This is a genomic window from Streptomyces sp. NPDC058701, assembly GCF_042715295.1.
GTDB lineage: Bacteria > Actinomycetota > Actinomycetes > Streptomycetales > Streptomycetaceae > Streptomyces.
This window is the reverse complement of record NZ_JBHXSY010000086.1, coordinates 1-11,856: the sequence shown is the minus strand read 5'-3', so window position 1 is coordinate 11,856 and position 11,856 is coordinate 1. Positions and strand designations below refer to the sequence as shown.

11 protein-coding genes and 2 pseudogenes are annotated in these 11,856 nt (G+C 61.4%); 3 read left to right on the top strand and 10 right to left on the bottom strand.

Annotation, left to right across the window (positions count from 1 at the left end):
• Positions 1 to 59 precede the first annotated feature (59 nt).
• The 3 genes from ACFWW8_RS37265 to ACFWW8_RS37255 all read right to left on the bottom strand — a co-directional run bounded on the left by ACFWW8_RS37265 (position 60) and on the right by ACFWW8_RS37255 (position 2,061).
• Positions 60 to 365: a transposase gene (locus ACFWW8_RS37265; RefSeq protein WP_386537040.1), complete on the bottom strand. Its 306-nt coding sequence runs from the start codon at positions 363 to 365 to the stop codon at positions 60 to 62.
• A gap of 365 nt (positions 366 to 730) precedes the next feature.
• Positions 731 to 898, bottom strand: a complete 168-nt coding sequence (locus tag ACFWW8_RS37260; RefSeq protein ID WP_386537038.1) for a DUF6233 domain-containing protein — start codon at positions 896 to 898, stop codon at positions 731 to 733.
• A gap of 389 nt (positions 899 to 1,287) precedes the next feature.
• The gene (locus tag ACFWW8_RS37255) at positions 1,288 to 2,061 is read right to left on the bottom strand and encodes a hypothetical protein (protein WP_386537036.1); all 774 of its coding nucleotides are present in this window, start codon (positions 2,059 to 2,061) and stop codon (positions 1,288 to 1,290) included.
• A gap of 244 nt (positions 2,062 to 2,305) precedes the next feature.
• Here ACFWW8_RS37255 and ACFWW8_RS37250 point away from each other — a divergent pair, with 244 nt between their 5' ends.
• The 3 genes and pseudogenes from ACFWW8_RS37250 to ACFWW8_RS37240 form a co-directional block, all read left to right on the top strand.
• Entirely contained in the window at positions 2,306 to 2,446 is a 141-nt protein-coding gene (locus ACFWW8_RS37250; protein ID WP_386537033.1) for a hypothetical protein, read from the top strand.
• Positions 2,447 to 2,936: 490 nt separating this feature from the next.
• Positions 2,937 to 3,665 (top strand): annotated as a pseudogene (locus ACFWW8_RS37245) (IS6 family transposase).
• Positions 3,662 to 4,838, top strand: a pseudogene (locus ACFWW8_RS37240) (ISL3 family transposase); the annotation flags it as partial. The pseudogenes ACFWW8_RS37245 and ACFWW8_RS37240, both read left to right, overlap by 4 nt.
• Before the next feature lie 65 nt (positions 4,839 to 4,903).
• Here the strand turns inward: ACFWW8_RS37240 and ACFWW8_RS37235 are convergent.
• The 7 genes from ACFWW8_RS37235 to ACFWW8_RS37205 form a co-directional block, all read right to left on the bottom strand.
• Positions 4,904 to 6,133 (bottom strand): hypothetical protein, encoded by a 1,230-nt coding sequence (locus ACFWW8_RS37235; RefSeq protein WP_386537031.1) that lies wholly within the window; start codon positions 6,131 to 6,133, stop codon positions 4,904 to 4,906.
• A 22-nt stretch (positions 6,134 to 6,155) separates the two neighbouring features.
• The gene (locus ACFWW8_RS37230) at positions 6,156 to 7,526 is read right to left on the bottom strand and encodes a flavin monoamine oxidase family protein (RefSeq protein WP_386537044.1); all 1,371 of its coding nucleotides are present in this window, start codon (positions 7,524 to 7,526) and stop codon (positions 6,156 to 6,158) included.
• 340 nt (positions 7,527 to 7,866) lie between these two features.
• Complete coding sequence (locus tag ACFWW8_RS37225; protein ID WP_386537042.1) at positions 7,867 to 8,697, bottom strand: aldo/keto reductase; 831 nt, start codon at positions 8,695 to 8,697, stop codon at positions 7,867 to 7,869.
• A gap of 94 nt (positions 8,698 to 8,791) precedes the next feature.
• Positions 8,792 to 9,496, bottom strand: a complete 705-nt coding sequence (locus ACFWW8_RS37220) for a HisA/HisF-related TIM barrel protein (RefSeq protein ID WP_386537029.1) — start codon at positions 9,494 to 9,496, stop codon at positions 8,792 to 8,794.
• Positions 9,497 to 9,629: 133 nt separating this feature from the next.
• Positions 9,630 to 10,310 (bottom strand): NADPH-dependent F420 reductase, encoded by a 681-nt coding sequence (locus ACFWW8_RS37215; RefSeq protein ID WP_386537026.1) that lies wholly within the window; start codon positions 10,308 to 10,310, stop codon positions 9,630 to 9,632.
• A 43-nt stretch (positions 10,311 to 10,353) separates the two neighbouring features.
• On the bottom strand, positions 10,354 to 11,025 hold the full coding sequence (gene ribB, locus ACFWW8_RS37210) for a 3,4-dihydroxy-2-butanone-4-phosphate synthase (RefSeq protein ID WP_386537024.1): 672 nt from the start codon (positions 11,023 to 11,025) through the stop codon (positions 10,354 to 10,356).
• Positions 11,026 to 11,389: 364 nt separating this feature from the next.
• Positions 11,390 to 11,856, bottom strand: a 467-nt coding sequence (locus ACFWW8_RS37205; RefSeq protein ID WP_386537021.1) for an IS5 family transposase, incomplete at its 5' end; no start/stop codon positions are given.

The following is an 11,856-nucleotide window of genomic DNA, read 5'->3' as shown; positions in this document are numbered from 1 at the left end:
GTGCCGGCGGCACAGACGAACGCCCTCGAGTCCGATGGTCCGCATGATCCTCGCGCGGTTCACCAGCGCGTCTCCGTCGCGAAATACCGGGCCGCCTTGCGAAGGATGTCGCGCTCTTCTTCCAGCTCACGGATCCTCTTCCGGGCAGCGGCCAGCTCCGCCTCGACGACGTCACCACCGGCCGGAGCGACGGCCGGCGGCGAGGAGTGGGCACCGGAACGACGTCCGTCGGCAGCCCGGATCCAGTTCCGCAGCGTCTCGGTGCTCACTCCGAGATCGCCGGCCACCGACTTGATCGTCGCTCCCGGCCTGGACCGGTACAACGCGACCGCGTCCGCCTTGAACTCGGCCGGGTAATGCTTCATCCCCACGGGGACTCCGTTCTCCTGGACCATCAAGATCCAAGTCTCTCCGGTGTCCAAAACCCAGGGTCAAGGCTCACCTCACCGGGCAACTGATTGAACGTGTCCTCCCCCTCACCTGCCCCCTGCCCGCACCGGCCCCCCGAGCCCGGCACCCGGTAGCCGCGAGGCCCCGCCTTTCCCTTTCCGGAGTACAGCGTGGTGTCGGCCCGGCTAGGTTCATGATCAGTCCGCGCCAGTATGGGTGCGTGGGACAGGACCGGTTCCCCGCGCTCTGGATACAGCCGGACCGCTTACCGGCCTCGGCATCCCAACGGATGCCGAGGCCCACACTCCCCCGCCCACCACTGGCATCTGCCGGATGGGTGTCAATGAAAGGAGGATGCGGCGTTGCATTCGCGGCAGGTGACGGCGCGCGGCTGCTTGAGGGCTTCGAGGGTCTGGTCGAGGTCGAGGGGTGTTCCGCCGGGCTGGCATCCGATGACGTGGATCAGGGTCGCCCCAGGATGGCCGGGCCGGTGGGGCAGTTGCTGCACCGTCCACGCCTGCCGGCCACCGATGAAAGCTGCGGGCGTGCTGCCCGACCGGGTCGGCACCCTGCTGTAGTCACCGCCCTCAAGGGGACGCACATAACCGGCGCCTAGCCACACTCGGTGCTCGACCGGCTCCGGACGGCCTTCGGCCCCTGTCCCCCAGACGGTGACCCCGACCCGGTACTCCCAGCCCGCCGAAGTCCGACGCCGCTCATACAGGGAGACCCGCAGTTCCTGTCCGTCGGGCATGACCGCAATCACCCGCGCACCGGCTCCCACCATCCGCCCCCCTTCCTCTCATCACCGGATTCTCCAGGCGGACCCACAGCGTCGCGCTCTCAGCCCCGCGAGCCCCGCGCGGGACGGGATCGCGGCGCTGCCGGACGAGCCGATCAGGGCACCAATTTCGGCTGACGCACCATGTCGGGGCCCCGGGGCCGCACCAGCGGAACTCGTTGCAGAGCAGCGGTTCTCGCCCGGCGACTCCGGTGTGCAGCGATGCCGTGATCCGCGGGCTGGCTCACGGACAGGACTGCGGCAAGCCGTTGGACCTTGCGGTCCAGGTCGAGGGTGATGCGGCGGCGCTCACGGCTGCGGATCGCGGCGAGCGTGTGCGTGCTGGTGTCCAGCTCGGTGGCCAGGAAGCTGGTCGGCCATCCGCGTTCGGCGAGGTCCTGCAGGCTGGTGGCGGCCCTGTCCGCGTCAGTCAGCCCCGGCAGGAGGCGATCGCGGCGGAAGACGCTGGTCGGCGGGATGCCGAGGATGGCGTCGGCCGTGGCCCGGTGGATGCGGGCCGGCCGCTTGCCTGCCGGGCGCAGCAGGCGCCGTATCAGGGTGACGGCGATGCCCGAGATCTCCGCGATGTCCGCGGCCGACAGGCCCGTCCCCTGCAGTCGGCAGGCATGGTCAGCCGCATCGGCGGAAGAAACCCGGGCCGGCCGGCCTGCCTTCAGCTCCCGCGTACGCCGGGCACGGTCCCGGCGGGCGGCGGCTATGCACTCGGGGCGTGTGCAGCCGTAGTCGGCGCACGAGGGGCTGCCGTGTCTGACGTGCGATCGGACCGGCTGTTTCGGGGCCTTACCCACGGCGAGCGAAGGGGCCGCCGCGGGCGCTGGGGCAGATGTCGAATTCATACCCGCCTGATTCTGCCCGCTCGCTGTCACCATGTCGTCGGTCAGCGTTGGACCAGCCCGCGGACCAGGCAGCCCCCTTCCAGCCAACCGCCGGCGAGGAGCCGTATCTGCTCAGCTACAGGTGGCTGCGCCTGGACGTCGGGGTGGAGGATGCTCCGGCACCCTCGGCCAGGACTCGGCTGCCGCGGTTGGGGCCACCACCAGACGCGCCTGTGGGAGAACGGCTCGGTGGGCCCGGCGCCGGCATATGGGGGGCATCGCGTCTGCGGGGTCGGGGATGCAGCAGAGCCAAGCTGCTCTGGCCCACTCCGGGCTGACCCCGCTTCCGTCACTGCCGGCGGAGTTGGGCGCAGTCCGCTGTGAGCTGGAGCACCAGGTCGTTGTCTTCGTCAGGGACGTGCCGCTGGAGCAGATGTGAGACCTCGCGGTGAAGGCGTAGCGCTTCACCCGTACCGGCAGCGGCGAGGATGGCCTACCACAGGGGGCTGCCGGGGAGGGTGCTTTTCTCCATCGTCTCCAAGAGACTCAGCTTGTCCTGGCAGGTGAGCCGGGCCAGCTGGCGTTGGCCGGTCTTCTGTGCGATCTCCTCCCACGTGGTGGTTCGGCCCTCTCGAGCTGCCTTCTTCAGCGCGCCGGAGACGAACAGGGCCAGGTAGGCCAGCTTCTCGGCGTGTGCCTGGCGCTCCGCGGTGTCGGCCTGGCTGCGGCGCTCCGCTTGCCGTTGGTGCCGCTCAGCCTCTCGCCGACGCTGTTCGTCTGCGAGCTCGCGGGCCTTGTGGCCACTCGTTCCGCGGCCAACGCACGCTGATGTGCTGCCTGCCGCTCACGCGCCGCGTGGGTGCTTTCACGTTGCCGGTGGCGGGGTGGGATGATCTTCGGATTGTCGGTGTCCGGGGAGGGGATCGCTCGTGTCGTCCGAGGTGCCGTCATACCGGAATCACCGCTACCCGGTGGAGGTGATCTCGCACTGTGTGTGGCTGTACTTCCGCTTCCCGCTCAGCTACCGCGAGGTCGAGGTGCTGATGCTCGAACGCGGAGTGGTCGTCTCCTGCGAGACCGTCCGGTGCTGGTGCCTGAAGTTCGGCCAGAGCTGCGCCAACGGCCTGCGCAGGCGGCGTTCCCGGCCGGGTGACAAGTGGCACCTGGACGAGGTGTTCATCAGGATCAACGGCGAGCAGAAGTGTCTGTGGCGGGCGGTCGACGCCGACGGCATGGTCCTGGACATCCTCGTGTGGAACCGCCGGGACAAGGCCGCGGCCAGGCGTTTCTTCCGCCGGCTCCTCAAGAAGACAGACATGGTGCCGCGGGTGGTCGTCACCGACAAGCTCCGCTCCTACGGAGCCGCCCACCGCGAGGTCATGCCGTCGGTGGAGCACCGTTCCCACAAGGGGCTGAACAACCGGGCGGAGAACTCGCACCAGCCGACGAGGCGACGCGAACGCGCGATGAAAGGCTTCCGCTCGGTCGGCGGGCCCAACGGTTCCTGGCTGCGTTCAGCGGCATCTCACTACCCCGACCACCTCATCCGCCGGCTACGGCACGGCCTCCGCCAGATCCAATACCGCAGCGACGTCATCGACGAACGCCTCACCGCGACCGGTCTCACACTGACGACACCACGTCTACAACCTCTGTAGCGGGCCGGGCGGGGGCACGTTTGCTGGCGATACTCGCGGCGGGCGTCTCGCGTCCCACGGCTGTGCGTACCCTGTTGCGCATCCCGCTGCCCGCAGGGCAGATGCCCGGCGTGATCGGCGTCGACGACTTCGCTCTGCGCCGGCGGCACCGCTACGCCCCGTGATCATCGATGCCGAGACGCATGAGCGGATCGACGTGCTGCCCGACCGCACGGCCGATACCCTGGAGGCGTGGCTACCGAACATCCGGGCATCGAGGTCGTGTGCCGCGACGGCTCCGCGACCTACGCCGAGGCCGTTGGCCGAGCCCTGCCTCGTGCGACGCAGGTCGGTGATCGGCGGCATCTGTGGCACAACCTGTGCGAAGCCGTCTTGAGCGAGGTCAAGGCGCACAGCACTGCTGGGCTACCGTACTGGACGCGCCCATCTACGACGGCCCCCGCGCCCAAACCACCCTGGAACGCTGGCACCAGGTCCACGGTCTGCTCGACCAAGGCGTGGGCCTGCTCGAATGTGTCCGCCGCCTGTAACTGGCCCTGAACACGGTCAAACGCTATGCCCGCGCCGACCGGCCCGAGCGCATGCTCCGCGTCCCCAAGTACCGCGCCAGCCTCGTCAACCCCTACCGCGAGCACCTGCGCAAACGCCGGGCCAAGGACCCTGGCGTCCCCGTCAAGCACCTCTTCGAAGAGATCAAAGCCCTGGGCTTCACGGGCCGCCTAAACCTCCTGCACAAGTACATCAACCAAGGCCGTGCGGACGCCGACCGCAGCCATATCTCCCGGAGGCGGCTCGCCCGGATGCTGCTGACCAGGCCCGACAACCTCAAGGCCGAGCAACACGAGCTCCTGTCCAAGCTCACCGCCGCCCGCCCCGAGATGACCCAACTGGCGGCAAACATTGGTGACTTCGCCCCGCTCCTTGCCCCTCACACCGACAATGCCGACGCACTCTCGCACCGAATCGTCCAGGTTCGCGGCGCCGACCTGCCCCTACCTGCATGCCTTCGCCCGAGGTCTGGAACGGGACCGCGACGCCGGGAACGCCGCCCTCACGCTTCCGTACAGCAACGGTCCCACCGAGGGCGTCAACACCAAGACCAAACGGATGGCGCGCCACATGCACGGACGGGCAGGCTTCCCTCTGCTTCGGCACCGCATCCTCCTCGGATAGCACCACTCTCCGTCACCACCGAAAGTGAGACAGGGCCGTTCGATTGATACTTCCTTTACCCGTGTTCACCCCATAATGTTGAGCCCATTGCCTTTCTTGGGTGGTTCTGTGCGGGTCGGATCGAAATCCAATTCTGTGAATAATTCGCCACCCACTCTAGGAGTGGATTCCGGCCCGTAATGGCGCCTATCCAATGGCCAGTCATACCCTTCGAGCTCATCACTGCCTTTGCCGAGAATCCTTCCCGTCTGAGTGTAGCGTTCGAGCACCTGAGTTAACCCGAAACGCTGAACCGGGCACACTTTCGTACAGACAGCACACCCGTCAGCCTTGACGACTATCGGAAGACAACGCTTCGTGTTTATTTTCGACTTAAGGACTCCTCGATGAAGTTGGCGAGATTGAGGGATCGCACCCACCGGACACCGTCGTACACAAACCTGACACTGGTCACAGAGTCCGCTGATTCCAAAATCTACCGGCCGGTCATGCACCAACAGGGCGTCTGTCGATATCAGCATGATGCGGACGCGAGATCCGGCAGCAGGTGTCAGCAATTGCCCGTTGAGGCCAAGCTGGCCCAGACCTGCCTGGACCGCATAATGTATAGCGATTCCTTGACCCACAATGCTATGAGGAATTGCGGCATAGCCTAGATTCTGTAAAAAGGAGCTCAGTTTTGCAGTCCGTTCACCAGTGTCTGCACAGCAACGGTAGGCGGCTTGTTCAGCCGTAACGCTGGGGGCTTTTTGTGTGTCGTCATAGTCTTGCTCAAGGATGCAAACAATTATCGTCTCTCCCTGAGTTCCCGTATGCTCAGAGAACGTGTACTTTGGGTCTCTGGGTGCGAAACCGATGGCACTAAGGCCCAGTCGCGCCGCCTCCGCCCTGGTTCGCTGTGTAACCTCTGCAGAACTTAGCGTCGATGACTCGCCACGACTCTTTTCGCGGGTCCGATCCGCAGCACCCTGGACCCTGCGCACTGAGCGAAGCAGGCGAGGCGTCATCATGTAGCCGAGTTCGTACTTTGTTACGAATTCAGCTACCTCCGGATGCAGGGTGAAAAAGTCGTGCAACGGTTGGCGCTGGAAAGCCTGTTCTTCTGTTTCAGCGTTTCGTTGGATACCAGGAGTGGTAAGCAAATTGCCGGGTACTTTTAGCTCTTTACTCGACCACTGTCGCGGTGGGAAACGACGACGCAGTATGTCGGGCAGTACTGGCACGTAGCTGAGCCATTTTAAATACCGGATACTCCGAGGGCCGAGCGTCTTGAAGACCGCGTTCCAGATCACCATTATCATTTGAGTACTCCAAGTGCTACAGCCGGACGCCGGCAACTTCCGCAACGCAGGTCAAAGCAGATTGAATGGCTCCCTCGATCCATCCGCCGAGAGAAGAGCAATGCTCACCAGCAAATGTAAGCAATTGCCCAGAAACAGGATCCTGCGAGGAGTCAAATGGGATATGATTGTCCACCCAGGCTGAAGCGTATGCACCACGACTGAAGCGATGCTCACTCCAGTCCATGGTTTTCCAACTGAGAATCATATTCGGTAGTGCTATTTGCGGATGAAAGCGAGCCAACTCTTCTTTGATCAAAGATTGCCGTTCTTGTTCTTCTAAGTTCGCCAGGCGTAATGCATCGTCGCCGATGGCGTAACTAGCGAGGAGGACTCCGCAATAGCAGCTCGATCGACTTGATTCCGAATCTGGATAGAAAACCTGGCGGATCCATCGATCATTGACCGACCCTCCGCCTCTGATCCCTCCTTGCTCCCAAAATCTTGTGCGGCAATGCAGCAAGGTCTTACTCGCTGGCGAGTAGGGAAGCGTTCGCACTCTGCGGATCTGTCGTTCCGGTAGACCGCTGATAGGGATGCGGCGAAGGACGGAGAACGGAATAGTGCAAATAATTCGGTCCGCCTTTAGTACGCTGGCACCACCACTACTGTCTTGCAACGATATTTCTGCGACGTCACCGGTGCAATCTATTTCAGTTACGCTGACGTTCCTCTTGATCCGGCTTCCCAGCCTATGAGCCAATGACTCAGTCAAGAGGCTCAAGCCGCCTCTGAGTGTGTAGATTTCTTCGCCGAGTTCAAGAAGGATGTCATCTACCACTGCTCTAAATCTGTCGTCCACTTGGCGCAGGAAGGGAGCTAGCCGACGAAAGGCGTGAAGCCTACTACTTGGCGTGTCTATGTCATCATTGTGAAATGTGTCCAATAGTTGCACCACGAGCGGCTCGACAATGGTGTCGTAATGATGGCGAAGGCGGAGAGGACAAACGGCATGAACCACAACTCGTATGTCTGTTAAATACGCTAGACGGCGATCATCAATTGAATCTGGTCTGGGAGTCGCTCCTCGCACCTCGCGGACACGTGTCACTCTCCCCGAGAAATCTATGATGCCATTCGGTTCGGTGAAGACTCCGCGAAACGGGATCAACCGACTCTGAAGATTTGCTTCCTCTATATACCTTAAAGTACACTTGTGACTGCCCGGAATTCTCATCGCCCCGAGTTCACCATAGGCATTGCCACAGGCGCACCGAAAATGGTGCGTACAGATTCGACCGCCTACTCTGCTGTCCGCTTCGATGAGCCGAACGTCGTAGCCGAGGCTAGTAAGTTCGCAGCCAGCCACCAGGCCAGCTACACCTGCGCCCAGTACAGCTACTGTCATCCCTTCACTAAGCCGCTGCGGATCACTTTTTATGTGGAACTGAGGTCGGTGCAACAAGTCATCCTTATCAGATGCTTTCCTCTGTGGAGGAGGCTTGAATCGATAGCAGCCTCGTGGCGAGCTTTTTCATGAGCCATTCTCGTCACTCAGACGATTCGAAAACAACGTCCAGGCGTCCGCATGGAGCGGAATATTATTGTTACCGCAGTGCTTCTCCATTCGAATTTCGAGTTTCTAGAGTCCGAGTGAAAATTGCTTCGGTTGCGACTTGCGAAATTCGCGCGTAGCGGATCATCAGTCATCCGAGGCGAGATTATTTCGCTCCGCGCGGTCCGGTCGCTCATATCACCGGAAGCCTGCCGTCATCAGGGCCGAGGGGATACGCATGCTCAAGAGACGCGATCTCTTCCTTCGAGAGGTGTATCTCTGTAGCACGCCCGTTCTCCTGTACATGGGCCACACTGCTGGTGCGCGGGAGAAGGAAGAACCCAGGATTGCGGACAAGGAATGCTAGGGCAATCTGCCGTTCGCTAGCACCGTGCTCTTTGGCTATTCTATGCAGCGTCTTCCCTGCCGCAGGTGTGCGGGGAGGGAAAAGTCCAGACCCCAGTGGACTGTAACCGACTATACCGATGTTTTGCTCACGACATCCCGGAACAACTCGATGCTCAATTGCGCGCTCGCCCAGATTGTAAAGAACTTGGTTGCAGGCAATCTCCTCGTCCGCTGTCAACTCCGAAAGCTGCTCAAGGTGACATCTATTGAAATTACTGACACCAAAGGAAGATATTTTTCCCTCTGCGTGCAGCCTGCGAAAGGCCGAAAGTGTCTCTTCCAATGGATGCGGGCCGGGCCAATGCAGCAGGTAGAGGTCGAGATGATCGGTACGAAGTCTACGCAGACTGCGCTCGCAGGCTGCAATGAGTCCATCATAACTCGCATTTTGTGGCTTCACTTTAGAAGCCAGAAAAATCTCCTGCCGGCGATGTATCAGTACTTTTCCGAGAAATTTCTCTACGGCACCATTACCATACATCTCGGCTGTGTCAATATGGGTCATGCCGGCGTCCAGCCCAGCATGAAGTGCTCGGGACACAGTGTGAGGGTCGGCGCGGTTCAGCTTCCAGGTGCCTTGGCCGATTACTGGGACTGGGGTACTGCCGGGGCCCATGAGCCGCGTCTTCATCGTGGAGGTGCTCCAAGTGCTACATTCAGGTACGATACCTAGCTTGCGCTATTCGTCAGAGCGGTCGGCACATCGCAAGTCACGCTTCAGCTGGTGCCCCGGGCAGGGCTTCGATCAGTTCCGAGGTGGTGTGGATAGCCTCATGCAGCTGGGTCAGCACGAGAACGGAGTGAGCACCTGCAGTGAAAGCAGGTATCAGGTCCTGCGGGCTGCGGCTGCCGCCTCCACAGATGACTGGAATTTCGACTGCCTGCACTACAGCCTTCAACAAAGGGAGGTTGAAGCCACCACCATGCTTTTCACGGTCCATGTCATTGATGACTATCGAGCCCACGCCGAGAGCCGCTACTTCGGCCGACCAGGTGACAGGGTCCTTGCCCGTGGAGCGAACGCCTCCGTCGACCCGAACGTCCCACGTGCCATCGTCTGCTGTCGTCACGTTCACGACACACACCAGACGTTCGCCTCCTAGCTCGCTAGCTGCCGTGCGGACAAGGTCGGGCCGGTCAACGGCGGTCGTGTTGACCGTGACGGCGAAGGCGCCGGCTTCCAGCACTTGGCGGATTTCGGGCACCGACCTGATAAGGCCATTGTCAATGCTTACGACCAAAGACAGGCCGGTCTCGGCAAGGTCCTGTAGAGACTGACAGATGGCCGCGATATCATCCCAGGAATTCCACACGTCAACAAACATGACTTGCGCTCCTGCGTTGCGGTAGTGCTGCGCCATCTGCACCGGATCGGTGCTTCCCTCAAGTCCGGGAACAGCCGTTGCTGTCGTCATTGCCCCATGCTCATCCAGAACGGTACAGACCATAAGCGAGCCGCTTGGAATTCCACCATTGAGAGCAGAATGATTGGTCAACTTCATTAGATCCCTTACTTAGAAGTGATGCGAACCATGCATGTCTCGGCGGTCAAGAGGGCATGCGGTCAGATCCGACGGGACGCACAATTCGAAAGCCAAACAAATCTGTTTCCAGAGCCCTGTACAAATCGATCCACATTCGCAGTAGCATCTCCGATGCGCGCGCAGTATGAATTGGCCCAAGATCCACAACGTCCCTCCACCCTAGGGAGCGAAGCAATCCAGTGACAGTGTCCTTGGCGTCTACATCGTCACCGCTCAGAAAGACCGAGTGGTCGGCATCTCCGACAATTCCTGGTTCAGTCATCACAACAGCGGCCATCGTGTTCAAGGTCTTCACGACTCGCGCGCTTGGCAGCGCGCGTTGAACCTGCTCGCCAAGACTGTCGATGTTCACGGGGTCCAGGACTGCGCCCTCAACCCGCCCGTTGAAAGGGCTGGAAACATCCATGATGACGCGCGAACCCAGTGCTCCAGCAAGGTGGGAGAGAATTTCCACGCACACGGGTCCGTATAGCGCGTTGACGACGATATCAGCGCCGCGGAGGGCTTCAGAAAAGGAAGCGAGCCGAATTCCTGGGTTCCGCTCGAGAAGCTCATGGAAGGCTTTATTGTCTTTATGAGTGGCTTCCGGATCTCGAGTGCCCACAGACACCTCATGATGCAGGGCGAGAAAAGCGGGGGCCAGAGCCCGCCCGACCTCCCCTGTGCCCAGTACGGCGATCTTCATGCGGATCTCATCTCAGGTTATGGAGAGCAAAACATCCATCCGATCAACCTCGGCTCGCATGCTTCTTGTATGCAATGAGATCGGCGATGCTGATGAGCTGCAGATCGTGTAGAGCAGAAAACTCCTGAAGCTCACTATACCGCGCCATATCGCCTACGTCGCGACTGGAGACGATTTCAGCGATTACGCCAGAAGGATGCAACCCAGCCATCCGGGAAAGGTCGACTGCAGCCTCGGTGTGCCCTGGCCGAGCCAGGATACCGCCGTCGTGAGCACGCAAAGGGGCGATGTGCCCAGGCCGCGAAAAATCCGCCGACGTGGCAGCTGGATCAGCAAGTAGTCGGACTGTATTGGCCCGATCGCGAGCTGATATGCCGGTGGTTACCCCCTGCCTTGCGTCTACCGTGACAGTATAGGCAGTGCCTTTCGGGTCCTGGTTGATATGGCACATCGGAGGAAGGTCCAAGCGGTCGCAATCGGCACCAGTGAGTGCCATGCAGATGTAACCGGAGGTGTAGCGCACCATGAACGCCATCAACTCAGGAGTGGCTTTTTGGGCGGCGAAGATCAAGTCGCCCTCGTTTTCCCTGTCTTCTGCGTCAACCACGATGACGGGCCGTCCGGCTGCTATATCCGCAATGGCATTTCCAACCTTCTCGGCAACTCCCAAGTCGGCATAATGCGCGGCCATTGAAATACGCTCGGGACTTTTCATGCGACCATCCTCGATCGGAGAATCCTGAAGCCTAGAGTTGCGTATTATTGACCCAAAACTTGTAGGGTTCCTGCCTGCCGAGCTGCGACTAGGAGCGATGCCTGACTGGACGGGTTGCCCAAGGGTCTTAAATCGATAGGCGCGGCGTTCTTGTTGCTCCAAACCTCGTCCGGGAGGAGCGCGGCAACATGAGTAATCTCTACTCAGCCTCCGATTTGTCTCGTGTGCATGGTGGGCAGGTGGTGACGCTGAGGTGGTGGTTGATGCATCGGGTTTCGTCTGAGCTTGTGTGTTGCGGGTTCGGTGAGAGGCCGGGTAGGCGGGTCCGGGGGGTGTGCCCTGGGCCTAAGATCTCGTAACACGATCATGATTCGGGCTTGTTGAGGCGTCGCCAGCAGATGAGGCTGCAGGCGAGGGAGGCGAACGCGTCGTGGAGCTCGGTGCGGCGTTCCCACCGGACGGCGAGTCGTTTGAACTGGTGGAGCAAGGCGAAGGTCTGCTCCACGACGTAGCGGAGCTTGCCCATGCCATTGATGTTCGGAGATCCCTTGCGGGAGATGACGGGCAGGATCCGGCGTTTGCGCAGTTCATCGCGGTTCGGGTTGGAGTCGTAGCCCTTGTCGCCGAGCAGGGCCTCGGGCCGCCTGCGGGGCCGGCCGGGACGACCTGCCACCGGTGGGATGCCGTCGACCAGGGCAAGAGTCTGGGTGACGTCGTTGACGTTCGCCGCGGTCGTGATGACCTTGAGCGGGGTACCGCGTCCATCGCAGATCAAGTGGTGCTTGCTGCCCGTCTTCCGCCGGTCGACCGGCGACGGACCGGTGTCGGCTC